This window comes from Streptomyces sp. B6B3, from assembly GCF_039871525.1.
In the GTDB taxonomy this organism is placed as follows: domain Bacteria; phylum Actinomycetota; class Actinomycetes; order Streptomycetales; family Streptomycetaceae; genus Streptomyces.
The window spans coordinates 221,463-244,799 of the sequence record NZ_JBDPLU010000005.1 but is presented as its reverse complement, the minus strand read 5'-3'; the positions used below and the strand labels follow the sequence as shown (position 1 = coordinate 244,799).

The window sequence follows — 23,337 nt, the reverse complement described above, 5'->3', positions numbered from 1 at the left end:
GGGCCGGTGTCACCGGGTGGCGACGACCCGGGTGGTGGAGAGCAACTCGTGGTGGCCGCGCCGGAGCGGGGTGAGGATCAGCAGCAGGCAGCCGAGGTACGCCCAGCCCAGCACTCGGAGGGCGAACGGCGGTTGTGCCTGGCCGGTCTCGGAGGCCAGCGCGTCGGCCCACGTCACACAGACCAGCGTGCCCGGCAGGCCGATGAGCAGGGCGGTGCGCAGCAGGCTGCGCAGGACGCCGGGGCGGCCGCCGTCCCGGGAGCGGACGACGGCGATGCCGAAGACCCACTTGCCCAACGTCCGGCCGACCAGCGCGTGCGCGAGCCAGTCGTAGAGGCAGGCGCTGATCAGGATCACCGCCAGGAACCCGAGGACCACGGCGCCGAGGGTCTGGCCGATGTCGGTCAGGCTCTGCCTGGCCAGATCGCCCAGCTCCTCTGTGCCGCCGGCCAGCACGGCCGAGGAGCGGAGCCGCAACGCCTGCCGGAGCAGCGCCCGCTGGAGGATCGGCCCGACCGCGAAGGCCAGCGGAACGGCGGGTAACACGGCGACGAACCCGTCCAGGCAGCGGGCCCCCACCCGCCGCCACCGGCCGCCGGGTGGCTCTTCCCACGAGTACGACATGGTGCTGCTCCCCTCCCCCTGACCCCGCGCTCTGCATGAGGACAGCACCGTCCCAGGATTCGTGTCCTTTCTGTGTGTCAGATGTGTGCTAACGGCGAAGATCTGGCCGCGCGGACGGCCGAATGCGCCACTGGAAGGATTGTGGGCTGGTCCGATCGTGGTTTCCTCTGTCCATATGACTCGAAATGAGTCATATGCCCGGGAAGTTCGGCCAGGATCGCGGCATGTCACCGTTCGACGCGCGGCTGGACACCGAGGTGCCCGCGCTGCTGTTGCGTCTCGACCGCAACCCCTTCCACCACGGCTCGCTCGGGGCGGTCAGGTCGTTGGGCCGGGCGGGGGTCGAGGTGCACGCCTTCGTCGAGTCGGCGCGCGGCCCGTTGAATCGTTCCCGCTACCTGCACACGGGCCACCTCCTCGCGCCGGAGGCGTCGGGTCTCGCGGGCACCGAACGGGCGCTGCTGCGGGCCGCCGAGCGGATCGGGCGGCCCGCGGTGCTGATCGCGATGGACGACGCGGGAGCCATCGCCGCCGCCCGCCTCGCCGCGCGGCTGGCCGGGCGTTTCCTGCTGCCCGCGCAGCCGCGTCCCTGGCTGCTGGAACGGGTCGCGGACAAGGCGGAACTGGCCGGGCTGTGCCGGCGGCTGGGCATCGCGCACCCAGCCACCGAGGTGCCGGACAGCGCGGAGCAGGCCGAGGCGGCGGCGCGCCGGCTCGGGCTGCCGCTGGTCGCCAAGTGGAGCCGGCCGTGGCTGCTCCCGGACCGGGGGAGGGCGGCGGGGCTGCGCAGCACCACGGTGCTGACCAGGACGGAGCAGGCGTGTCGGCTGTTCGCCCGCACGTCGCTGGCCGGCCCGGGAAACCGCCTGGTGCTGCAACGGCTGGTGATCGGCGGGCCCGGCGCCGACTGGTTCTTCCACGGCTGCTTCGCGGCCGGCGGCCACTGCCTGCTCGGCGGTACCGGCCGCAAGGAGCTCTCCTGGCCGGTCGGCGCGGGCCTGACCGCGTTGGGCCGTTGGCTGCCGAACGCCGAGGTGGCGGCGGTGGCGCGGCGGCTGGCGGCCGATCTGGGCTACGCCGGCGTGCTCGACCTCGACCTGCGCCGCGAGGCCGCCACCGGCGCGTACCACCTGCTGGACGTCAACCCGCGGCCCGGCGCGCAGTTCCGGTTGTTCACCGACGGCGGCGGGCTCGACGTGGTGCGGGCGCTGCACCTGGACCTCACCGGGCGGCGGGTGCCGGCGCCGCGCCCGGTGCCGGGCCGGGTCTTCCTCGCCGAGAACTACGGACTCGCGTCCGGGCTGGTGTCCGCGCTGACCGGCCGCGGCGTCGGCGGGCGGTGGGCGCATCGCCGGCGCGGCGTGGAGACCGCCTGGTTCGCGGCCGACGATCCGGCGCCGTTCTGGGCGATGGCCGGCAGCTGGGGACCCGGGCGCCTCGGCCGGCGGATCGCCCGGCGGCGGCACCCGGTGGACAGCGCCGCGGACAGCGCCGTGCAGGGAGCTGCGAACCGAGCCGCGGACAGAGCCGCGGACAGAGCTGGGGACAGAGCGGTGCGAGCGGACGGCCCTGAGAGAGCGGAGAGAACCTGATGCACGACCTGGTAGTGGTGGGCGCCGGTCCCTACGGGCTGTCCATCGCCGCGCACGCGGCCGCGGCCAAGCTCGACGTCCGGGTCTTCGGACGGCCCATGGCGTCCTGGCGCGACCATATGCCCGACGGCATGTACCTGAAGTCCGAGCCCTGGGCCTCCAACCTCTCCGACGCTGCGGGCGAGCGGACGCTGGGCGCCTACTGCGCCACCCAGGGCCTCACCGCCGAGCACGGCCACCCGCTGTCGATCGACACCTTCACCCGGTACGGCCTGTGGTTCGCCGACCGGCTCGGCGTCCCCGTGGAGGAGCGGACCGTCACCTCCGTGGCCGGGCACGGCGCCGGCTTCCGCGTCGAGACGGCGGACGGGTACACGGCGCTGGCCCGCACCGTGGCGCTGGCCGTCGGCGTGACCCCGTTCGTCCGGCTGCCGCGCCCGCTGCGCGCGCCCGAACTGCACCACGCGGGCCCGGCCCTGGTCTCGCACAGCAGCGACCACCGGGACCTGGCCGGCTTCCGCGGGCGCGAGGTCGCGGTGGTCGGCGCCGGCCAGGCGGCGTTGGAGACGGCGGCGCTGCTGGCCGAGGGCGGCGCCCGCCCCGTGGTGATCGCCCGCTCCGACCGGATCGTCTGGAACACCCCGCCGCAGCCGCTGGTCCGCGGCCGGATGGCCCGGCTGCGCGCCCCGCACAGCGGGCTCGGCACCGGCTGGTCCAGCTGGGCCTGGTCGGAGCTGCCGGCCGCGTTCCGGCTGCTGCCCGGCGCCACCCGGGCGCGGGTCGCGGCCACGGCGATGGGCCCGGCCGGGGCCTGGTGGCTGCGTGAGCGGGTGTCGGACGTGGTGCCGATCCGGCTCGGGCACCGCCTGCTGCGGGCCGAGCCGCTCGGCCGGGCGGACGGCGTGCGCCTGGAGCTGTCGTGGGTCGGCGGGGCGACGGGTGGGTCGGGCGGCGATGCCGCGACCCGCACCGTGGAGACCGGGCACGTCATCGCCGCCACCGGCTTCGAGCCCGACCTGCGCCGGCTGCGGGTGCTCGACCCGCTGCTGCGGGGCGGCCTGGTGACGGTGCGCGGCACCCGGGCGCCGCGGCTCGGCGGCACCTTCGAGTCGTCCCGCCCTGGGCTCTTCTTCGCGGGCCTGCTGGCCGCGCCCAGCTTCGGCCCCTCGATGCGCTTCGTGTACGGGGCGGGGTTCACCGCCGCGCGCCTGGTGGGCGGCGTGCGGCGGCGGGTGGCGGCCGGGAGACGGTGACGCCGGTCAGGCGGCGAGCTGGCTGGCCAGCGACTTGCCGCAGTCCCGGGCGTCCGCGTGCGCCTTCTCCCGGGAGGCGTGTGCCTTGTCCACCAGTCCCTCCATGCCGGGCGTGTGCGGGGCCAGCGTCAGCTCGGGCACGATGAACCGCACGTCCAGCTTGAGCGCGCCCTTGAGCAGCCACGTCAGGTACGGGTGGTTGAAGTCGTTGCCCTCCATCGGCGTGCCGGCGGCGTACGAGCCGCCGCGGCTGGTCACGACGGTCAGCGGCTTGCCGGCGATCGTGGTCTCCTCGGCCCCCGCGGTGCGGCCCATGATGATCACGTGGTCCAGCCACGCCTTGAGCCCCGAGGGCACGGAGTAGTTGTAGAGCGGGGCGCCGAGCAGGACGGCGTCGGCGGACTCCAGCTCCGCCGCGAGCTCCTCCCGCAGCGCGAAGGCGGCGCGCTGCTCGGAGGTGCGCTGCTCGGGCGGCACGAACTGCACGTGGTACGCCTCGCCGCTCAGGTGCGGCAGCGGGTCGGCGGCCAGGTCCCGGTAGATCACGGTGCCGCCGGGGTGCTGCTCCTCCCAGGCGGCCCGGAACGTCTGGGTGACGGCGCGGGAGACGGACGCGTCGCCGTTGATCGAGGAGTCGATGTGCAGCAGCCGAGCCATGAGGACCCTCCGTTAAGGTAGCTGGTGTAGGTCGGTACGCAACTACTAATAACATAGTCACTTACTTTTCTGCATCCCCTGTTCGGAATCCAGTACGCTGGGGGCATGACGGACGGGGAGCGGAGCCAGGGCGATCCCGCTGGTACGGCCCCTCAGGCCACCAAGGACCTGGGGAACGATGTGTGCACCGAGCCCGACTCCGCGCTGACGCGTGTCTTCCACCTGCTGGGCAAGCGGTGGACGGGCCTGATCCTGGCCGCGCTGATCAGCGGCCCCGGCCATTTCGCCGAGCTGAAGCGGGCCGTTCCCGGCATCAGCGAGCGGATGCTGTCCGACCGGCTCACCGAGCTCGCCGAGCTCGGCCTCCTCACCCGCCAGGTCGAGGCGGGGCCGCCGCTGCGCGTCAGCTACCGGCTCACGGCCGCCGGCCAGGGGCTGCGCCCCTCGCTCGTCGAGCTGACCCGCTGGGCCGAGACGCACCTCGCGACGGAGGGCGCCCGCTGCCCCGAGCAGTTCCGCTCCTAGCGGCCGCATCAGGCTACGTTCGCCCGGCGAGACCGTGCAGTCGCACCCTGATCAATGAGGGTTTCTCATCCGCGACGCGAGGATGATGAGGGCCCATCGGGCCCGACCGGGAGCCGCAACGATCCACGTGCCCTCGGGGAGACACCGCGCACGGTCACGACGGAGTCTAGGAGACGGTCATGAACGATGATTCGAAGAACAGCGACACCTCTGCGCTGCCAGCGGTTGTCGACCGGGACACCTGGCAGGCCGACGTGGATGCGCTGCGGATTCGAGAGAAGGCCCATACCCGCGAAGGCGACGCGATCGCGGCGGCCCGCCGGCGCCTGCCCATGGTGGAGGTGGATGCCAGCCTTGAGCTGATCGGACTGAACGGGCCGGTGACCCTGCTGGACGCGTTCGAAGGACGTCGACAGCTCATCGCCTATTACCTCATGTGGTGGCCCGGCCGGCCCGCGCCCGAGCAGTGCGAGGGCTGCACCTTGTTCCTCAGCCAGGTCGGCGAGCTGTCCTACCTGCACTCCCGTGACATCACCTACGCAGTCTTCAGCCAGGGCCGCAACACCGCGTTCGGCCCGAGCGATGCCCAGGTGTCCTACGACGAAAGCGTCCGCTATCGCGACTTCATGGGCTGGGACATGCCGTGGTACTCGGCACAGCCCTCCCTTGACGCGCTCCTCGTCGGTCGCGAGCTCGGCCTGATGCACCTCGTGTGCTACGTGCGGGAGGGCGACCGCGTCTTCGAGACCTACTGGACGTCGCGCCGCGGCGTGGAGGCACTGGACTACAACTACGCGCTCATGGACCTCACCGTCTACGGGCGCCAGGAGCCGTGGGAGGACTCGCCCTCCGGCTGGCCACAACCGCAGGTTGACAGGGAGTCGGCACACATGCGGACTAACGGACGCCCCACCGCCCAGTGGCCGCGAATCCACGCCGGACACTCCGACGACCTCGGAACCGCGGAGCCAGGAACAGCGCCCATGCCGCACAACTGTCACTAGTGATCTGTCGCAGCCGGCCGGCCGCCGACGGGGCTCCGTCCGGTCCGGCCGGCTCAGTCCGGCAGGGCGGTGCCGCAGCGGGAGCAGTACCTCGCGTCGGACTCCCCGGCCAGCCGGCCACACTCGTCGCACACCCGGTGCAGCAGGCACGCCGGCTCGCCGCCCTCCGGCTCCGCGCGCCCGATGGTCATACCAGGGCGGCGGCGGTGCGCCGTGACGTACACGAGGCCGTCCGGGCCCGCGGCCAGCGCCCGGCGGGCGCCGCGCGGCAGCCACACCACGCCGCCGGGCCGCAGCCCCTGCGACCGACCCGCCAGGTCGAGCACCCCGTCGCCGTCCGCGACGTAGAGCAGCACGTCGAGATCCGCCTCGGCGTGCTCCGCGACCCGGTCTCCGGGACCGAGCCGGACCAGGTTCGCGTCGAGCTGCCGCCGCTCGGCGGTCAGCCGCCACAGGATGGTCCCCGACGCCCGCGCGGTGTCGCTCCCCAGCAGCTCGGGCAGCTCGGCGAGCACGCCGCGTTCGGCGTTCGACTCGGCGTTCGACTCGGCGTTCGGCCGGGAGCTCGGCTGGGGAGTGGTCGCCATCCCTCGACGGTACCGGGTGCCCGCGTCACCCTTCGTCACCACCCGTCGCGGCCGCTCCGAGGGCCCTCAGGCCCGGGCCCCGGCAGGTGCCCCCGCGCCGTCTCGGGCAGCGTCGCGTGCACCGCCTCCAGCACGTGCGCGTACGGGCTGCCGTGCTCCACCAGCGCCGCGCGCAGCTGGTCCAGGCCGCCCCGGTGCTCGTACAGCAGCTCCGTGCCCGCCTCGGGACAGCGCGCCGCGAACTCCAGCACCAGCGGCAGATGGTCGGGCAGCTCGTCCGGCGGACACTCCCAGCCGTGCGCCCGGTACCGCTCGTACCAGGCGGCCAGCGAGGCGCCGCGCTGCGGGGTGTCGCCGTCGGTGTAGTAGCTCAGGTGCAGCGTGCGCCGGCTGCTGCGGTCGAACGTGGTGACGTAGCGCGCCGCGAGATGCAGCACCGGCGTGCCCCCCGTCGCCGAACAGAAGCGCCGCAGCGGCGCCGCACAGGGCCCGGTCAGCGCGTCGAGCGAGGTCCTGACCAGGTCGAGCAGGTCGGGCCAGCCGTCGTCCGGATACCCCAGCAGCAGCGCCGCGGACTGCCGCAGCGCGGCGTTGACCTGGCTCATCGGGGGGCCTCCTGCGCGGAACAACGGCGGACGACGGTGACCGGGTCGCGCTGGTTGCCCGTCGGTCCGTAGTAGTTCGGCGCGAACGACAGCTGCCCGTACCCCCCGACGAGGTGGCTCGGCTTGACCAGCAGGCGGTTCGCCACCTCGGGCGACGCCGCGGCCCGCCGCGCCGCGGGCACCGGCTGGGCGTGCCTCCTGGCCTGGGCGGCCGGGTGCGGGTCCGGCAGCGGCGCCCGCGCCGGGCGGTCCCGCACCTGGTGCACGTACACCGTGCCGATCGGCATCCGGTGCGACACCATGGCGCGGGCCACCACCACGCCGCCGGCGCTCACCGCCTCCGTCCAGTCCTGGTCGGCGACGCCGATCGCCGCCGCGTCCGGGACGCTGAGCCAGATCACCGGTCCGCCGCGCGCCAGCGTCTGCGCGACGAGGCTCTCCTGGTGCTCGGAATGCGCCGCCCACGTCGCGTGCGGGGTCAGGTACCTGACGTTGACCTCCCGGCCCTTGCCCGGCGCGGCCAGCGTCGCCTCGCCGAGCGCCGCGAGGTTCAGCGGCGGGCGGTAGACGGGCAGCTGCTCGCCGAGCTCGGCGATCCAGTCGTGGTCCAGGTAGAGGTGCTGGCGGCCGGTCAGCGTGTGCCACGGCTTGCCGTGCTCGGTGTGGATGGTGAACGGCGTGTACCCGTGGTCCAGCGTCTCCTTGCCCGACCACTCGAAGCTGGTGCCGGCCCGGCTCGGCCGGGCCCGGACGTCCGCGAACGCCACCCGCCGGTCCGCGTCCGCCGCGCCCAGCTCGGTCAGCCCGGAGCCGGGGCCGCAGCGCTCCGTCAGCTGCCGGAAGCCCTCGGCGGCCAGCCGCCCGTTGGTGGTGCCGGACAGCGCGAGGATCGCCTCGCACAGCTTGACGTCGGTGTCCAGCAGCGGCCGCCCAGCCGCCGAGCCGCCGGCGGCCGTGCCGCAGTGGGCGGCGAGCCAGGCGGACTCCGGCGACGGGTCCACCCGCACGCCCTTCACCGTCATCCCCGCGATCTCCGCGAGCGGCCCGAACGTGGCCAGCCGGTCGGCGAGCGTCGTGTAGTCCCGCTCGACCAGGGAGACGTGCGGCAGGTTCCGCCCCGGTACGGCCGCCGCCGCGCCTCCCCCGGGCCCTGACGGCCCGGGAGGCGCCCCCACCCGCCAGTCCGGCACGGTGCCGCCCGGCTGCGCCGCCTCCCCCGGGGTGTCGTGCCGGAGGGCGGTGGCCACCAGATCGTGCGTGTTCTCCAGCCGCCCGGCGGCCAGCTCGCTCACCGCCCGGGCCAGCCCGTGGAAGATGGCGAACTCTGTCCGGGTCTGCCAGGGCGGGTCGATCGCCGGCTCCACCGCGCGCACGTACGGCTCCGCGTCCGCGCTGGCCAGGTCGTGCCGCTCCGCCGCGGTGGCGGCCGGCAGCACCAGGTCGGCGAGCATCGCCGTCGGCGTCAGGTGGACGTCGAGCGCCAGCAGCAGGTCGAGCTTGCCGCGCGGCGCCCGGGCGTGCCAGGTGACGTCGGCCGGGCGCTGGCGCGGCGCGGCCTCCTCGGCCCTGGCGTTGTCGTCGGCGCCCAGCAGGTGCCGCAGGAAGAACTCGTGACCGGTGGCGGAGGGGCCGAACAGATCGGTCCGCCACACGGTGAGCACCCGCGGCCAGTTCTCCGGCGCGTCCGGGTCCTCGCAGGCGAACCGCAGCTTCCCGGCGGCCAGCTGCTCGGCCACCCACTCGGCCGCCGGCTGTCCGCTGCGGTGGATCCGCCGGCCGAGGTCCAGCGGGTTCTCGCCGAAGGTGGGGTAGGACGGCATCCAGCCGAGCCGCATCGACTGGGCGACCAGGTCGGCGGTGTGCCGGCCGGCGAACAGGCCCCGGCCGGTGGGCGAGGCCAGCGCGTCCGCGCCGTACCGCTCGTACCGCCACTGGTCGGTGTGCAGGTACCAGTACGGGGTGCCCGCCATCTGCCGCGGGGGTCTGACCCAGTCGGCGGCGCTGGCCAGCTGCTGCCAGCCGGCGAACGGACGCACCTTCCGCTGCCCCGCGTGGTGCGCCCAGCCGCCGCCGCGCACGCCCTGGCAGCCGGTGAGCAGCAGCAGCGTGAGAAACGCCCGGCAGCTGGTGTCGGCGTGGAACCAGCGGTTGCTGCCGGCGCCCATCACCATCATGCAGCGGCCCCGGGTGCGCTCCGCCGTGCCGGCGAACTCCCGCGCCGTCCGCACCACCGCCGCGGCCGGCACCGAGGTGATCGCCTCCTGCCAGGCCGGGGTGCCCGGCGCCGACGCGTCCTCGTACCCGTGCGGCCAGCGTCCCGGAAGCCCTGGGCGGGCCACGCCGTACTGCGCGAGCAGCAGGTCGAAGACGGTGGTGACCAGCCGGTCCCCGAGCCGCCGCACCGGCACCCCGCGCCGCACCACTCCGCCCGGCTCCTCGAACCGCGGCAGCACCACCTCCGCCGTCTCGCCGACCGGCACGCCGGCGGCGAACGGCCCCGGATGGAAGGTGAGCGTCGGGCGGAGCCCGTCCAGGTCGAGGTTCCACCGGCCCTCGCCGCCGCTGCTCCAGCGGTCGCCGAGCGTGCCGTTCGGCACCGCCGGGCGGCCGGTCTCCTCGTCGAAGACCACCGGCATCCAGCGCCGCGCCGCCGCGTCCGCGTGCTGTCCGAGCCGGAGCCCGGCCGCCGGGCGCGGCTCGCCCAGGTCGACGCCCAGGTCCGCGTCGGCCGCGGTGACGAACCGGCCCGGCGCGTACCGGTCCGGGCTGCCGTCCAGCTGCCGCAGGTCCACCAGGAACGGCAGGTCGGTGAAGCGCGACACGTAGTCCACGAAGTACGGCACCTGGCGCTCGACGAAGAACTCCCGCAGCACCACCTGCCCCATCGCCATGGCCACCGCGCCGTCCGTGCCGGGATGCGGCCGCAGCCACTCGTCGGCGATCCGCGCGGCCTCCGAATGGTCCGACGAGAGCACCACCACCCGCTGATCCCGGCGCCGCCCCTCGGGGCTCGGGGCGGGGGTGACCCCCGCGGGAGCGTCGGAGCCCAGGAGCGTCAGATGGGCCGCGTCCCACCAGTCGCCCGGCTCGGGGCCGTCCGCACGGTCGCCGAACATCTGCGGCGCGGCGATCGGCAGCTCCGCCTGCCAGTCCTGGGACGACAGCATGGGCGCGCCGAGCAGCGCCATGAACCGCGCGCCGACCGCGTGCGAGGCCATCGCCAGGGTCGGCGCGGGCGAGAAGCCGGCGATCCGGTCCGGGCCGTACCGCTGGAGCGCGTGCACATGCGCGGCGGCGGCGATCTCCAGCGCCTCGTCCCAGCCGATCCGCACCAGGCCGCCCTTGCCACGCGCCGACTGGTACCGGCGCCGCTTGTCCGGATCGCCGGTGAGCTCCGCCCAGGCGGCCACCGGATCGCCGCGCCGCTCCCTGGCCTCCCGGTACAGCTCCAGCAGCACGCCCCTGGCGTGCGGGTACCGCACCCGGGTCGGCGCGTACGTGTCCCGGGAGACCGCGGCCGCGCGCGGGCCACGGGCCCGGTGCCCGGACCCGGCGTCATGGTCCGTGGGGTCCGTGGCGTCCGTGGCGTCCGGGTGGTCTCTTCGGTCCGCAGAGGCCGGGGGGTCCGGGGGGTCCGTGGGGTCCCGGAGGCCCGTGTGGTCCCGGTGGTCCTGCTCGCCCTGGTCCCGGCCGGTCCGGGCGTCCGCGCGGTCGTCCCGCGGGTCCGCGCCCGCCGTCGCCCGCCGCAACCGGGATCCCGCGCGAAGCAGGCGCTCCGCGACGGCCGAGGCCGCGCGGTCGGCGTCCGTCAGCGTCTCACGACGCACGGTCGAGCTCCTCTCGACGGGGCCACACCGCACCCTCCGCGGATCACCAGGCGTGACCAATCTACTTCACAGGGTAATGATGATCTATCGTTGCCTCCTTCCGGGTAAGCCTTTTAGGCCATTTGGAGCAGCTTGGCGGTGATTTTTCTCGTGCTTTGCCATGGCGCACCCGTCGCCGGGTAGTCGTGCGCCCCCGCGCCGCCGGCGGCGCCCGCACTAGGGTGGTCGGGTGACCATGCCCGAAGCCGACGCCGCCGAACGCCTCACGCAGGCGGTGCGAGCCGCGGAGACGGCGCTCATCGAGTTCGAGATCGCGGTGGAGTCCTTCCGCATCGAGGTGCGGAACTTCTCCCGGCTCCACGAGCGGCGCCTGGGCCCGCTCTACGCCCGTCTGGAGGAGCTGGACGCGCGGGTCGCCGAGGCGGTCGCGGCCCGGACCGGCGATCCGGAGGACCAGCGGAAGGCGCGGGAGGCCCGCGCGCTGGTGACGCCGCTGCCGAAGATGTCGGACCTCTTCGACGGCTGGCTGTCGGCGCCCGCCGCGTCGGGTACGGGCCAGCAGGCGGCGCCCGAGGAGGCCGAGTCGGAGTTCGGGCCGGCCCCGGCGCAGCCGACGAAGGTGCGCCCCGGCCCCGAGGCCCGCAAGCTCTATCGCGATCTGGTCCGCAGCTGCCATCCGGACCTGGCCGCCGACGAGTCGGAGCGCGCGCGTCGGGAGACGTTCCTGGTCCGGGTCAACGACGCGTACGCGCTCGGCGACGCGGACGCGCTGCGCGCGCTGACCGCCGAATGGGAGGCGGGCCCGCGCCCGCCCGAGATGGCGACGCTGCGGGAGCTGGAGGAGCTCGCCGCGCGCCTGGAGTGGCTCGCCCGCCGCAAGGACCTGCTCGCCGAGGCGGTGGCCGAGCTGGAGCAGAGCGCGATCGGCTCGATGCTGCGGATGGCCCAGGACGACCCCGACGGACTGCTCTCCGAGATCGCCGCCGACCTGCACCGGACGCTCGCCACCCGCGAGGCCGAACTGTCCACCCTGCTCACGCCCTAGCCTTCTCCGACGGGAGCGCCCGGCGGGCTGTCGGACGGTCGGGTTAGGGTCGATGCATGGACTTCTCCCGGCTGCCCACCGAGGCGCCCCAGGCCGTGCCCGCCGACGCGCGGCTGCTCGACGTCCGCGAGCCGGCGGAGTGGGCCGCCGGCCACGCGGAGGGCGCGCTGCACGTGCCCATGGGCCAGGTCGTCCAGCGCATCGAGGAGATCCTCGACCACGCGGGCGAGCAGCCGCTGTACGTCGTCTGCAAGGTGGGCGGCCGGTCCGCGCAGGTCGCGGCGTTCCTCGGCCAGCAGGGCATCCACGCGATCAACGTGGCCGGCGGCATGGCCGCCTGGCAGGCCTGCGGCCGCCCGCTGAAGAACGACACGGGCGCCGACCCGTTCGTCCTCTGATCCCGGTCGTCCGGATCACGGCGGAGCCGAGCTGTCGCCCCCTCGGCGACGCCGAGGAGGCGACAGGGCGGGCGGCGCGGCTGGTGCGACACCGGCGGGGACTCGTGGGACCCAGCCGGGGCTAGTAGCGCCGCATGCGGGAGGCCAGCAGGTTGCCTATGCAGAGGTAGACCACGGCGGCGAGGCCGTAGCCGCACACCACGCGGGCCCATTCCTTGTCGAAGGTGAAGAGGTCATGCGACCAGCCGGCGAGCCAGCGGGAGACGTCCTGGACGAACTCCACCAGATCGTTGTGCGGGTTGGCGTCGAGCAGGTACATCAGCACCCACAGGCCGATGATGAACGCAGCCACGTCCGCGATCACCGCGACCACGGTCGCCACCGGTCGGAGATTCGAGGAAGAGACTCTAGTAGCGGACATGCCAAGGCGAGTAGCCCCTCCGCCGCGGCCGAAACCCGCGGTGAGGTTCCGTCACCCCGGGGTGTGCCCGCGACCAGCTGAGTCACCCGCCCGTGGGGCCGCGTAGGGTCGGTGGGATGAGCGACGACGGCGCGGCGGCGGAGGCGGGTGAGGCGGGGGATGCCACCGCGGTCTTCCAGCGGCACCGGGACCGGCTGTTCGGCATCGCGTACCGGATGCTGGGCACGGTCGGCGACGCGGAGGACGTGCTGCAGGACGCGTGGCTGCGCTGGAGCCGGGTGACGGATCCGGTCGACAGGCCGGGCGCGTATCTGGCCCGCACCGTCACCAACCTGGCGTTGAACCGCCTGACCTCGGCCGCGGCGCAGCGCGAGCGGTACGTCGGCCCGTGGCTGCCGGAGCCGCTGGTCGCCGAGAGCGCCCCGGACGTGGCCGAGGAGGTCGAACAGGCCGAGTCGGTGTCGCTGGCCATGCTGGTGGTGCTGGAGAGCCTGAGCCCGGCGGAGCGCGCGGTGTTCGTGCTGCACGAGGTCTTCGGCTATCCACACGCGGAGATCGCCGAGGCGCTGGGGCGCTCGGAAGCGGCGGTGCGGCAGCTGGCGCGGCGGGCCAGGTCCCACGTCGCGGCGCGGCGGCCTCGTTTCGACACCTCGGCGGAGCAGCGGCGGCGGGTGACGGAGGAGTTCCTCGCGGCCTGTCTGGGCGGCGACCTCGGGCGGATGATGGAGCTGCTGGCGCCGGACGTGGTGGTGTGGTCGGACGGCGGCGGCAGGGCGCGGGCGGCGCTGCGGCCGGTGCACGGAGCGGACAGGACGGTCCGCTGGCTGCGCGGCGTCATGAACCACGTGCCCGACCTGGCGGTCTTTCCGGCCCTGGTCAACGGCCGGCCCGGCGTCGTCGTCACCTCGGGCGGCCGGGTGGACTCCGTGGCCAGCATCGATCTCGGCCCCGACGGCCGCATCGCCGAGCTGCGCGTCGTCCGCAACCCGGAGAAGCTCCGCCACGTCCCGCTGCCGCAGGCGCCGTCAGAGGGCGAGGGCGCGTAGCCGGGTGGTGGCGGTGGTGAGCACCTCGGGGCGCTTGCAGAAGGCGAAGCGGACCTGGGAGCGGCCGAGCTCCGGATCGTCGTAGAAGACGGCGTTGGGGACGGCGACGACGCCGCAGCGCTCGGGCAGGGCGCGGCAGAACGCGAAGCCGTCCCGCTCCCCGAGCGGCGTGACGTCGGTGGTGACGAAGTACGTGCCCTGCGGGTGGTAGACCTCGAAGCCGGCCTCGGTGAGCCCGCCGGCGAGCAGGTCGCGCTTCGCGCGCAGATCCTCGCGGAAGTCCGTGAAGTACCCGTCCGGCAGCCCCAGGGCCTCGGCCACCGCGTACTGGAAGGGCCCCGCGCTCACGTAGGTCAGGTACTGCTTCGCCGTGCGCACCGCGGCGACCAGCGCGGCCGACGCGGTGACCCAGCCGACCTTCCACCCGGTGAAGGAGAACGTCTTGCCCGAGGAGGAGATGGAGACCGTGCGGTCCCGCATGCCGGGGAGGGAGATCAGCGGCACGTGCTCGCCGTCGAAGACGAGGTGCTCGTAGACCTCGTCCGTGACCACCAGCAGATCGCGCTCGACGGCGAGCCGCGCGATCGCCGTCGCCTCGTCCCGGGTGAGCACCATGCCGGTCGGGTTGTGCGGCGTGTTCAGCAGCAGCAGGCGGGTGCGCGGCGTGATCGCGTCGCGCAGGGCGTCGAGATCGGGTCGGAAGCCAGGCGCGCGCAGCGTGAGCGGCACCCGCACGCCGCCGGCCATGGCGATGCAGGCGGCGTAGGAGTCGTAGAAGGGCTCGAAGGCGATCACCTCGTCGCCCGGCTCCAGCAGCGCCAGCATCGAGGCCGCGATGGCTTCCGTCGCCCCGGCCGTGACCAGCACCTCCGTGTCCGGGTCGAAGCGCAGGTCGTAGAAGCGGCGCTGGTGGTCGGCGACGGCCGCACGCAGCTCCGGCACGCCGGGGCCCGGCGGGTACTGGTTGCCGCGTCCGTCGCGCAGCGCCCGCACGGCCGCCTCCCTGACCTCCTCCGGGCCGTCCGTGTCCGGGAACCCCTGGCCCAGGTTGATGGCCCCGGTCGCCAGCGCCAGCGCCGACATCTCCGCGAAGATCGTCGTCCCGTGCCCGTCCAGCCTCCGGTTCAGCAGCGGCCTGCCGCCCATCTCCCCACCGTCCTCGCTCGGATCCTGGTCTTCGGGTTCACCCTAGGCCGTCCGCGTGTTCCGTTACCGCACGCGGATACGCGCCCGGCGCACGAGGCAGGTACCGTGCTCGGGTCAGCCGGAGAGCAGTCCTGGGGGAGCGGGCCGAGCATCATGCATCAGGCATCGGAGCCAGCGGAGCCATCGGTACCAGCGGAGTCGTCCGGGCGGTCGGAGCCGCCGCGGCGCGCGCCCGGGGGAGCCCGGGCCGGCGGTCGTCCGGCCGGCGGCCTCGACCTGGAGCGCACCGCCACGGCCGACGTGCCGCTCGGCCAGCTGTCGTTGACCTCCCGACTGGTCATCGCCGGCGCGGTCGGCACGCTCGGCGTCTACGCGGTCTACCACCTGCTGCTGGTCTTCCTCTTCGTGGCACCGGCCAACACCGTCAGCCAGGAGTACGGCGAGGGGATGCGCGAGTACATCTACCCGGAGTTCGAGCAGACCTGGAAGCTGTTCGCGCCCAACCCGCTGCAGCGCAACGTCGCCATCGAGGTCCGCGCGGAGGTCAGGGACGAGGACGGCGGCCGGACGACCACCGACTGGATCTCGCTGACCGCCATGGACCTGGAGGGCATCGTGCACAACCCGATGCCCAGCCACACCGCGCAGAACACGCTGCGCCGGGCGTGGGACTTCTACAGCGGTTCGCACTCCACCGAGACCGGCGAGCCGATCGGCCTGCGCGGCGAGCTGGCCGAGGTGTACCTGCGCCGCATCGCGCTGCTCCGGCTGGAGCACGAGACGCCGATGGACATGGACCGGGTGGACCGCATCCAGATGCGCTCGGCGACGAGCCTGCTGCCGGCGCCCGAGTGGAGCAGCGAGGAGATCAACACGACGACGGGCTACTACGAGCTGGACTGGTGGGTCGTCACCACCGAGGACCTGCCGAGCGGCGAGCTGGCCTCCGGCACGAGCGAGGGGGAGTAAGCCGTGACCGCTCCGACGCCGCCCGGCGGACCCGGACCCGCGGCCACCCCACCGGCCATGCCGCCCACACCGCCCGCACCACCCGCGCCGGCCGTTCCGCCCTCCCCGTTCCGCGACCTCGGCGCCCGGTTCGACGCCTCGCTCGGCCGCGGCGTCGGGCACGTGACCCGGCGCCCGCTCGGCCCGTACCAGACCGCGGTGGTGCGGATCGGCTTCGCCGTCACGATGCTCGTCTTCCTGCTGCGCGAATGGCCGCACCGGCACGAGCTGTACGGTCCCGACAGCCCGTGGGGCTTCGACCTGGCGACCCTTTTCGTCGACGACAACGACGCGTTCACCGTGCTGCTGTGGACGGACTCCACGGCCTGGTTCGAGTTCGTCTACCTGCTCGCGCTGGCCTCCTGCGTGGGCCTCGCGCTGGGCTGGCGCACCCGGGCCATGTCGCTGCTGTTCATGATCGGCGTGCTGTCGCTGCAGAACCGCAGCGTCTTCATGGGCGACGGCGGGGACAACGTCATCCACCTGATGTCGCTGTACCTGGTGCTCACCCGCTGCGGTCAGGTCTGGTCGCTGGACGCCCGCCGCCGGGCGCGCGGCCGGGGCCACTGGGCCGATCCCGGGGGCGTCGCGACCTGGGCGGTGCTGGGGTCGGCGCTGCTGGTGAGCGTCCTCGTCGGCAAGCTGGACAGCCCGATATGGACCGCGTTCTTCGCCGGCATGTGGCTGGTCCACGCGTTCTGGTGGTTCGTCGAACGGTACGCGGGCGGGGAGCCGCGCATCGTCGCCGACGTGATCGCCAACCTGGTGCACAACGCGGCGCTGCTGGTGATCATGGTCCAGGTCTGCGTCATCTACGCCGCCGCCGGCTGGTACAAGATCCAGGGCAGCCGCTGGCAGGACGGCACCGCCGTCTACTACCCGCTGAACCTCGACTACTTCGAGCCCTGGCCCGAGCTGTCGGACATGCTGAGCAACAGCGGGCTGCTGATCGCCGTGCTCAGCTACGGCACGGTCGCGGTGCAGGTCGCCTTCCCGTTCGCGCTGCTGAACCGGCGGGCCAAGAACCTGCTGCTGTTCCTGATGATCGGTGAACACATCGGGATCGCCGTGACCCTGGGGCTGCCCGCCTTCTCCATGGCGATGATCGCGATGGACAGCGTCTTCCTGCCGACCGCCTTCCTGCTGTGGACGGGCTCGCGGGTGCGGCGTGGCACCGCGCCGCTCCGCCGGCTGCTGGGGCGTTCGTCGCCCGCGCCGGACGCGGCGGGCGGGCCGTGGGAGCAGGGCCCCGCCCCTGGCGCGCCGGTGCCCGCCCCGCGCGATCCGGCCCGCCCGCCCGCCTGGGCCGAACGGCCATGACCGACGAGGGCGGCGGGACCGACGGGACCGACGGGTCCGGTACGGGGGACGAGGCGGCGGTCCGGCGCTGGCGGCCGCTGGCCGAGGACCCCGACATGGTGCTCCTCGACGGCTTCCACGCGGTCAAGCACGCGCTCCGCTTCGAGGCCGACGTGCCGGTCGCGCTGGCCACCGACAAGCCGGCCGCGCTCGGCCTGGCCCGCGCCCTGGCCCCGGAGCTCGCCGAACCGCTGGACGGGCTGCTGCGGCCGGTGTCCCAGGAGACGCTGCGCGGCCTGGTGCCGCGCCCGCACCCGACCGGCGTGGCGGCGCTCGCGGTCCGGCCGCCCCGGCCGCGCTCGTTCCCGCCGGCCCCGGTGGTGGTGCTGGACAACCCGCGCCATCTCGGCAACATCGGGGCGGTGGTGCGGCTGACGGCGGGCGCCGGCGCGGGCGGCGTGATCACCACCGGCACGGTCGACCCCTGGCATCCCAACGCGCTCCGCGCGAGCGCCGGCCTGCACTACGCCACCGCCGTCACCCGGCGCTCCCCCGACCAGCTGCCGCTCGGCCCGCTCTACGCCCTCGACCCGGAGGGGGAGGACATCCGCGGGGTGCCGATCGAGGACGGTACGCTGCTCGCCTTCGGCTCGGAGCGCACCGGCCTCTCCCCCGCGCTCCGGGCGCGCGCCACACGCTTGCTCGCCCTCCCCATGCGCCCTCAGGTCTCCAGCTACAACCTCGCGACCAGCGTGGCGATGACCCTCTACCACTGGCTGTCGCAGCGGGAGCATTAGCCGCGGACGAAGGGGGAATTACTCGCCGACCAACCCCAACCCCCGTGCCGCAGCCCTATTCTTGGACCGTGCCTCACGCCATCGGAGTGCACGACGTTCCCCGGTCAGAGAGAGCCCATGCGGAAGATCGTCGAAGCGATCAGTTGCAAGTGCCAGAACGGAACGCTGGTTCGCGAGGTGAACCTGACCAACGACGGCTTCCTCTTCGACAATCCGCACTGGGCGTGCACCAGCTGCGGCCGGGTCGTGCAGGAGGCCAACCCCGAGCGCATCGCGCCCTGGCCCGACCAGGGCGGCGAACACCCCTGACCACGGGGCCGCCGGGCCGCCACTACCAGCGATAGCTCGGGTAGCCGGACCCGGTCCGCACCACCTCGCGGCCGAGCGGCATCAGCGACACGGGCACCATCTTGAAATGCGCCAGGCCGAACGGAATGCCGATGATGGTCACGCAGAACGCGAGGCCCGCGATGACGTGCCCGATGGTGATCCAGATGCCGGCGACCACCAGCCAGACGACGTTGCCCAGGGTGGAGGCGAGGCCGGCGTCCCGTCGCTCCGCCACGGTGTAGCCGAAGGGCCAGAGGGCGTACCCGGCGATGCGGAAGCACGCGATGCCCCAGGGGATCGTGATGATCAGGACGAAACAGACCAGCCCCGCCACCGCGTAGCCGAGCGCCATCCACAGGCCGGAGAAGACCAGCCACAGAACGTTCAGTACCGTCTTCACGCCCCCAGCATGCCTGTGCGCGCGGGCGGCGTCACTCCGGCGAGCCGAACGAGCCGTACGTCGGGCGTCCCGCGGCCTCGTAGGTGTGCAGCACCACGCCGCTCGCGGTGGTCGCGGTGCCGGTCAGGCGCAGCGCGGTCGGCGTGCTGCCCTCGGTGAACAGCCGCCGGCCGTTGCCCAGCACCACCGGGAAGAACAGCAGCCGGTACTCGTCGATCAGGTCGTGCGCCATCAGCGAGCGCACCAGCTCGGAGCTGCCGTGGATCTGCAGCTCGCCGCCGGGCCGCTGCCTCAGCGCCGCGACCTCCGCGGCGAGGTCGCCGGAGAGCACCGTGCTGCCGGCCCATTCCGCCTCCCTCAGGGTGTGCGAGGCGACGTACTTCGGCAGCGCGTTCAGCCTGCCGGCGATCGGATCGGCCGGATCGGTGACGCGCGGCCAGTACCCGGCGAAGATCTCGTACGTCCGGCGGCCCAGCAGGAACGCGTCGGCCGCCGCGAACCACCCGGCGACCAGCTCGCCGAAGTCCTCGTCGGCGTGGGGGAACACCCAGCCGCCCTGGGTGAAGCCGCCCCGCGGGTCCTCGTCCGGCGCCCCGGGGCCCTGGACCACGCCGTCCAGGGACAGGAACATCGTCGTCGTCAGTCTCATCTCCGCCTCCTCGCTCGGCCGCCTGGCGGGCCGTCACCCGGTCCGACCCGGGGGCGGGCGGAAACTCATCGGTCCGGGGCGGTGAGCGGCCCCGGTTGGGGGTCCGACTCCTCGAACACCAGGAGCGTGCGGGTGCTGAGCACCTCGGGCATCGGCTGGATGCGGCCCAGCACCAGGTCGCGCAGCGCCCGGTAGTCCGCCGTGTGAACGAGTAACAGCACGTCGATCTCGCCGCCGACCAGGGCGATGTGCGCGGCACCCGGCAGCCGCTCCAGCTTCTCCCTGACGCTGCGCCAACTGTCCTGAACGATGCGCAGCGCGATGTACGCGGCGGCGCCCTGCCCGGCCCGCTCGTGGTCGATCCGGGCGGAGAAGCCGCGGATCACGCCCTCGTCCAGCAGGCGGCTGATCCGTGAGTACGCGTTCGCCCGGGAGATGTGCACCTGCTCGGCGACCGAGCGGATCGAGGCCCGGCCGTCCACCCGCAGCAGCCGCAGGATGGCCAGATCGATGGAGTCCAGCGGCCGGCTCGGCCGGTCCCTGGTGGCCTGCGGATCGCGCGGGAAGATGCCGTCCCGGCCGTCGCCGCCCTCGCCGCCCTCGCCACCCTCGCCGGCCTCGTCACCCTCGCCGGCCTCGTCACCCTCGCCGACGTCTCCGCCGTCGCAGCCCGCCGCGGCGTCGCCGGGGCCCGGCGGCCCGTGCGCCTCCGGCGCGCCCCGCGCGTTCCCGGCGTCCCTGGTGTTCGGGATGTCCCGGGCGCTCCGCGCGTCCGGTGGGACCCGCGCGGCCCGCGGGCTCCGCGGGCTCGGTATGTCGCGGGTCTCCCGCGCTCTTTCCCGCGCACTTTCCCGCGTTTCTTCTCGTGTTTCTTCCCGCGCTTCCTCCCGCGCTTCGCGCGCGCCTGACCTGTCCGGCATCGGCTGGGGCTCCCCTCCGGCGCGCTCCCTCCTGGACGCTCCGCACTCATGTCACGCGAAATCGGGACAGTTGTCCACCGGGCGTCTGTTCAACCGGCCATCCGCGCGCGCCACCACGCGCCCCTTACGCGCTCCGGTCACACCGAAGTAGGGTGCCGGTATGGCCAAGAAGAAGATCACCATCAGTCTCGATCCCGAGCGCTATGGCGAGATCGAGCGGCTCGTGGCACAGGGCCAGGCCGACTCCGTGTCCGGCTGGCTCGACGAGGCGGCGGCCCGCCGCATCGCCGAGATCGAGCGCTCCCGCCGCGCCGTCGACTGGTTGGTCGGCCGGGCCAGGTCCGAGGCCCCCGACGAGGAGTGGGAGCGGGCGCTGGCCTGGGCCGAGGAGATGGACGGACGCTCCGCCGGCGACGCGTCGCGCGCGGGGTCCGCCGCGTGAGCGGCGGATACATCCTGGACCACACGGCCGTCCGCTCCCTGGCCCACGGGAGCGTCTACCTCGCCGCCCGGATCCACGTCTCCACCCGCTCCGCGCAGCCGTTGTACGTGCCGGGCGTCTGCCTCGCCCAGGGGCTCACCGAGACGGTCATCGGCGAGGTCAGGCAGCGCATCGAGGAGGCGTTCGCGGCGCCCAGCTTCGTCTTCCGCCCCCTCGACGAGCTCAGCTGCTGGGCCGTGGCCCAGATAGCCGGGGACCGCGACGTGGACATCGCCACGGCACACGCGGCGCACGTCGGGCTCACCACCGGCCTGCCGGTGCTCACCCGCAGCGGGTCCGCCTACCGCAAGATCGACTCCAGCATCGTCACCGAGTCGCTGCCCTGATCAGGGACCCCATGCCGTTTTCCGAGGACCGATGACCAGCCACCCCGCACCCTCCGATCCAGCGTCGTCCGGCCCCGCCCTGGCGCCCCTGCCGCCGTGCGACGCCCTGGTGCTCGCCGGCGGGGCCGCGCGGCGGCTCGGCGGGACCGACAAGCCTGCCGTCCGGATCGGTGGCCGGTCGCTCCTCGACCGGGTGCTCGCCGCCTGCGCCGGGGCCGGGACGACCGTCGTGGTCGGGCCGCGGCGGCGCACCGTCCGGCCCGTCGTCTGGGCCCGCGAGGACCCGCCGGGCGGCGGGCCGCTGGCCGCGCTCGACGCCGGGCTGCGGCACACCACCCGGCCGCTGGTCGCGGTGCTCGCCGCCGACCTGCCCTTCCTCAGCTCCGGCACCCTCGGCCGGCTGCTGGCCGTGCCATCCGGCTCGGACGGCGTCCTGTTGCGGGACGCCGAGGGCCGCGACCAGCCGCTGACCGCCGGATACCGCGCGGCACCGCTGCGCCGCGCGCTCGACGCGCTGGCCGAGGAGCACGGCGGCCTGGCCGGGCTGCCGCTGCGGCTGCTGCTGCCCCGGCTCGCGCTGCACCGCCTGGACACCGACGCCGTCGACCTCGACTGCGACACCTGGTCGGACATCGCCGTGGCCCGGGCCAGGATCAGGGACGATGGGAGGGTGTTGGACGAATGGATCGCGGCGGCCAAGGCCGAACTGCGCATCGACCCCGACCTCGACGTGGACACCACGGCGCTGCTCGACGCGGCCCGCGACGCCGCGCACGGCGTCGCCCGCCCGGCCGCCCCGCTGACCACCTTCCTCATCGGCTACGCGGCGGGCTCGTCGGGGACGAGTCCGGCGGAGGCGGCCAGGGCGATCGCCGCGCTCGCCGAACGCTGGTCCCAGGAGCAGCGACCGCGGGAAGGGAAAAAGGGAAAGCAGGAAGGGAAACAGGAAGACGGACAGGAACGGCGGCCGGAGCCGGAGCGGGAGGAGCCGGCGACGTGAGCGGCGACCTCGCGGACGACTTCGACGACGCGCTGGCCCTCGCCAACGAGCCGGCCGTCGCCGGCTCCGCGGCGGGCCCGGCCGCCGCGCGCCCCACCAGCGCCGCGGGGACGGCGCGGGACAGGACCCCGGAGCCGCCGGCGGAGCCCGGCGACGGCGGCGATCCCTGGGAGTCCGAGGACACCCCGCAGCTCAGATCGCCCGACTGGGACGCGGCGCGCGCCGCCGCGTACCGCGCCGGGCGGCCGCTGCCGCCGCGCACGCTGCCGCTGGACGAGACGCTCGGCGCCACCCTGGCCGCCCCGCTCACCGCACTCACCGACCTGCCGGCCTTCGACACCTCGGCGATGGACGGCTGGGCCGTGGCCGGCCCCGGACCCTGGCGGCTGACCGGCCGCCCCCGGGTGCTGGCCGGGGTGGGCCGCGCCGTGCCGCTGACCGACGGGCAGGCCGTGCCGATCGCGACCGGCGCCCGGATCCCCGAGGGCACCACGGCCGTGCTCCGCGCCGAGCGCGGCTCCGTGCTGACCAACTCGCCCGTGGCCCCGGGACAGCTGCGCGGCGCCACCCCCGGGCCCGGCGCGGACATCCGGCCGCGCGGCCAGGAGTGCCGCTCCGGCACCACGCTGCTCGACTCCGGCGCCCCGATCACCCCCGCCGTCCTCGGCCTGGCCGCCGCGGCCGGGTACGACGGGCTGGCCGTGCATCCGCGGCCCCGGGCCGAGGTGCTGGTGCTCGGCGACGAGCTGCTGTACCAGGGCCTGCCGCACGACGGCCGGATCCGCGACGCGCTCGGCCCGATGACCGGACCGTGGCTCACCGCGCTCGGCGCCCGGGTGCTGGTGACCCGCCGGCTCGGTGACGACGCCGACGCGCTGCACGAGGCGATCAGCACCAGCCGGGCCGAGCTCATCGTCACCACCGGGTCCACCGCGTCGGGGCCCGTCGACCATCTGCGCCCCGTGCTCCGCAGGCTGGGCGCGCCGGTGCTGGTCCGCGGCGTGGCCGTGCGCCCGGGACACCCGATGGTGCTGGCCCGCACCCCCGACGGCGTTCCCCTGGTCGGCCTTCCGGGGAACCCGCTGGCCGCCGTCTCCGCGCTGCTGACCCTGGCCGCGCCGCTGCTCCGGGCGCTGTCCGGCCGGGCCGAGCCGGACACCCGGCGGGCCGAGCTGACCACCGCGGTGCGCGGGCATCCGAGCGACACCCGGCTGGTGCCCGTCGACTGCCCGGCCGGGTCCGACGCGCGCCCGCTGAGTTACGCTGGCCCGGCCATGCTGCGCGGCATCGCTTCCGCCGCCGCCCTCGCCGTCATCCCACCCGGCGGGGCCGAGGCCGGTGTCCAGATCCGGCTGCTCGACCTCCCCCGGTAAGTC

General features: G+C 74.4%; 25 protein-coding genes. 15 read left to right on the top strand and 10 right to left on the bottom strand.

Features of this window, described 5'->3' with window-relative positions; genetic code table 11:
• Window positions 1-9 precede the first annotated feature (9 nt).
• Window positions 10-624: an RDD family protein gene (locus tag ABGB06_RS13575; RefSeq protein ID WP_347588769.1), complete on the bottom strand. Its 615-nt coding sequence runs from the start codon at window positions 622-624 to the stop codon at window positions 10-12.
• Between the two features lie 224 nt (window positions 625-848).
• On the opposite strand from ABGB06_RS13575, the gene ABGB06_RS13570 reads away from it, so the two are divergent.
• Together ABGB06_RS13570 and ABGB06_RS13565 are read left to right on the top strand one after the other, a co-directional pair.
• Window positions 849-2,216: an ATP-grasp domain-containing protein gene (locus ABGB06_RS13570; RefSeq protein WP_347588767.1), complete on the top strand. Its 1,368-nt coding sequence runs from the start codon at window positions 849-851 to the stop codon at window positions 2,214-2,216.
• Window positions 2,216-3,469, top strand: coding sequence for an NAD(P)-binding domain-containing protein (locus ABGB06_RS13565; protein WP_347588765.1), 1,254 nt, complete (start codon window positions 2,216-2,218; stop codon window positions 3,467-3,469). The genes ABGB06_RS13570 and ABGB06_RS13565 overlap by 1 nt, the downstream gene beginning before the upstream one ends.
• 6 nt (window positions 3,470-3,475) lie before the next feature.
• Here ABGB06_RS13565 and ABGB06_RS13560 read toward each other — a convergent pair whose 3' ends face one another.
• A complete protein-coding gene (locus ABGB06_RS13560) occupies window positions 3,476-4,126 on the bottom strand; it encodes an NAD(P)H-dependent oxidoreductase (RefSeq protein WP_347588763.1) in 651 nt (216 codons plus the stop codon).
• A gap of 105 nt (window positions 4,127-4,231) precedes the next feature.
• Here ABGB06_RS13560 and ABGB06_RS13555 point away from each other — a divergent pair, with 105 nt between their 5' ends.
• Both ABGB06_RS13555 and ABGB06_RS13550 read left to right on the top strand, forming a co-directional pair.
• Complete coding sequence (locus ABGB06_RS13555; RefSeq protein WP_347588761.1) at window positions 4,232-4,651, top strand: helix-turn-helix domain-containing protein; 420 nt, start codon at window positions 4,232-4,234, stop codon at window positions 4,649-4,651.
• A 179-nt stretch (window positions 4,652-4,830) separates the two neighbouring features.
• Complete coding sequence (locus tag ABGB06_RS13550; protein ID WP_347588759.1) at window positions 4,831-5,655, top strand: DUF899 family protein; 825 nt, start codon at window positions 4,831-4,833, stop codon at window positions 5,653-5,655.
• Window positions 5,656-5,708: 53 nt separating this feature from the next.
• On the opposite strand, the gene ABGB06_RS13545 is transcribed toward ABGB06_RS13550, so the two are convergent.
• The 3 genes from ABGB06_RS13545 to ABGB06_RS13535 are packed head-to-tail and all read right to left on the bottom strand — an operon-like array spanning window position 5,709 to window position 10,674.
• On the bottom strand, window positions 5,709-6,242 hold the full coding sequence (locus tag ABGB06_RS13545; RefSeq protein ID WP_347588757.1) for a hypothetical protein: 534 nt from the start codon (window positions 6,240-6,242) through the stop codon (window positions 5,709-5,711).
• 35 nt (window positions 6,243-6,277) lie between these two features.
• Complete coding sequence (gene narJ / locus ABGB06_RS13540; protein ID WP_347588755.1) at window positions 6,278-6,847, bottom strand: nitrate reductase molybdenum cofactor assembly chaperone; 570 nt, start codon at window positions 6,845-6,847, stop codon at window positions 6,278-6,280.
• Window positions 6,844-10,674 (bottom strand): molybdopterin-dependent oxidoreductase, encoded by a 3,831-nt coding sequence (locus ABGB06_RS13535; protein ID WP_347588753.1) that lies wholly within the window; start codon window positions 10,672-10,674, stop codon window positions 6,844-6,846. The genes narJ and ABGB06_RS13535 overlap by 4 nt, the downstream gene beginning before the upstream one ends.
• A gap of 235 nt (window positions 10,675-10,909) precedes the next feature.
• On the opposite strand from ABGB06_RS13535, the gene ABGB06_RS13530 reads away from it, so the two are divergent.
• Window positions 10,910-11,719, top strand: coding sequence for a hypothetical protein (locus ABGB06_RS13530; protein ID WP_347589172.1), 810 nt, complete (start codon window positions 10,910-10,912; stop codon window positions 11,717-11,719).
• Between the two features lie 56 nt (window positions 11,720-11,775).
• Window positions 11,776-12,117: a rhodanese-like domain-containing protein gene (locus ABGB06_RS13525; protein WP_347588751.1), complete on the top strand. Its 342-nt coding sequence runs from the start codon at window positions 11,776-11,778 to the stop codon at window positions 12,115-12,117.
• A gap of 121 nt (window positions 12,118-12,238) precedes the next feature.
• On the opposite strand, the gene ABGB06_RS13520 is transcribed toward ABGB06_RS13525, so the two are convergent.
• Window positions 12,239-12,436 (bottom strand): hypothetical protein, encoded by a 198-nt coding sequence (locus ABGB06_RS13520; RefSeq protein WP_347589170.1) that lies wholly within the window; start codon window positions 12,434-12,436, stop codon window positions 12,239-12,241.
• 218 nt (window positions 12,437-12,654) lie between these two features.
• Here ABGB06_RS13520 and ABGB06_RS13515 point away from each other — a divergent pair, with 218 nt between their 5' ends.
• Window positions 12,655-13,584 (top strand): RNA polymerase sigma-70 factor, encoded by a 930-nt coding sequence (locus ABGB06_RS13515; RefSeq protein WP_347588749.1) that lies wholly within the window; start codon window positions 12,655-12,657, stop codon window positions 13,582-13,584.
• Here ABGB06_RS13515 and ABGB06_RS13510 read toward each other — a convergent pair.
• Window positions 13,564-14,730, bottom strand: a complete 1,167-nt coding sequence (locus ABGB06_RS13510) for a pyridoxal phosphate-dependent aminotransferase (protein WP_347588747.1) — start codon at window positions 14,728-14,730, stop codon at window positions 13,564-13,566. The two genes, ABGB06_RS13515 and ABGB06_RS13510, sit on opposite strands and share 21 nt — an antisense overlap.
• 153 nt (window positions 14,731-14,883) lie before the next feature.
• Between ABGB06_RS13510 and ABGB06_RS13505 the strand changes: the two genes are divergently transcribed.
• The 4 genes from ABGB06_RS13505 (at window position 14,884) to ABGB06_RS13490 (ending at window position 18,143) form a co-directional block, all read left to right on the top strand.
• Complete coding sequence (locus ABGB06_RS13505) at window positions 14,884-15,699, top strand: DUF5819 family protein (RefSeq protein ID WP_347588745.1); 816 nt, start codon at window positions 14,884-14,886, stop codon at window positions 15,697-15,699.
• 57 nt (window positions 15,700-15,756) lie between these two features.
• Window positions 15,757-17,058 (top strand): HTTM domain-containing protein, encoded by a 1,302-nt coding sequence (locus ABGB06_RS13500; protein WP_347589168.1) that lies wholly within the window; start codon window positions 15,757-15,759, stop codon window positions 17,056-17,058.
• A gap of 95 nt (window positions 17,059-17,153) precedes the next feature.
• The gene (locus ABGB06_RS13495) at window positions 17,154-17,834 is read left to right on the top strand and encodes a TrmH family RNA methyltransferase (protein WP_347589166.1); all 681 of its coding nucleotides are present in this window, start codon (window positions 17,154-17,156) and stop codon (window positions 17,832-17,834) included.
• A 117-nt stretch (window positions 17,835-17,951) separates the two neighbouring features.
• Complete coding sequence (locus ABGB06_RS13490) at window positions 17,952-18,143, top strand: hypothetical protein (RefSeq protein ID WP_347588744.1); 192 nt, start codon at window positions 17,952-17,954, stop codon at window positions 18,141-18,143.
• A gap of 22 nt (window positions 18,144-18,165) precedes the next feature.
• On the opposite strand, the gene ABGB06_RS13485 is transcribed toward ABGB06_RS13490, so the two are convergent.
• The 3 genes from ABGB06_RS13485 to ABGB06_RS13475 form a co-directional block, all read right to left on the bottom strand.
• Window positions 18,166-18,564, bottom strand: a complete 399-nt coding sequence (locus ABGB06_RS13485; RefSeq protein WP_347588742.1) for a YccF domain-containing protein — start codon at window positions 18,562-18,564, stop codon at window positions 18,166-18,168.
• A gap of 31 nt (window positions 18,565-18,595) precedes the next feature.
• Window positions 18,596-19,213 carry a dihydrofolate reductase family protein gene (locus tag ABGB06_RS13480; RefSeq protein WP_347588740.1) on the bottom strand — a complete coding sequence of 206 codons (618 nt, stop codon included), beginning with the start codon at window positions 19,211-19,213 and terminating at the stop codon, window positions 18,596-18,598.
• Window positions 19,214-19,278: 65 nt separating this feature from the next.
• Entirely contained in the window at window positions 19,279-19,782 is a 504-nt protein-coding gene (locus tag ABGB06_RS13475) for an Lrp/AsnC family transcriptional regulator (RefSeq protein WP_347589164.1), read from the bottom strand.
• A gap of 511 nt (window positions 19,783-20,293) precedes the next feature.
• Here ABGB06_RS13475 and ABGB06_RS13470 point away from each other — a divergent pair.
• The 4 genes from ABGB06_RS13470 to ABGB06_RS13455 are packed head-to-tail and all read left to right on the top strand — an operon-like array spanning window position 20,294 to window position 23,334.
• A complete protein-coding gene (locus tag ABGB06_RS13470; RefSeq protein WP_347588738.1) occupies window positions 20,294-20,575 on the top strand; it encodes a hypothetical protein in 282 nt (93 codons plus the stop codon).
• The gene (locus ABGB06_RS13465; protein ID WP_347588737.1) at window positions 20,572-20,961 is read left to right on the top strand and encodes a hypothetical protein; all 390 of its coding nucleotides are present in this window, start codon (window positions 20,572-20,574) and stop codon (window positions 20,959-20,961) included. Before ABGB06_RS13470 ends, ABGB06_RS13465 begins: the two co-directional genes overlap by 4 nt.
• Window positions 20,962-20,992: 31 nt before the next feature.
• Window positions 20,993-21,961 (top strand): NTP transferase domain-containing protein, encoded by a 969-nt coding sequence (locus ABGB06_RS13460; RefSeq protein WP_347588735.1) that lies wholly within the window; start codon window positions 20,993-20,995, stop codon window positions 21,959-21,961.
• Window positions 21,958-23,334 carry a molybdopterin molybdotransferase MoeA gene (locus ABGB06_RS13455; RefSeq protein WP_347588733.1) on the top strand — a complete coding sequence of 459 codons (1,377 nt, stop codon included), beginning with the start codon at window positions 21,958-21,960 and terminating at the stop codon, window positions 23,332-23,334. The genes ABGB06_RS13460 and ABGB06_RS13455 overlap by 4 nt, the downstream gene beginning before the upstream one ends.
• Window positions 23,335-23,337 lie beyond the last annotated feature (3 nt).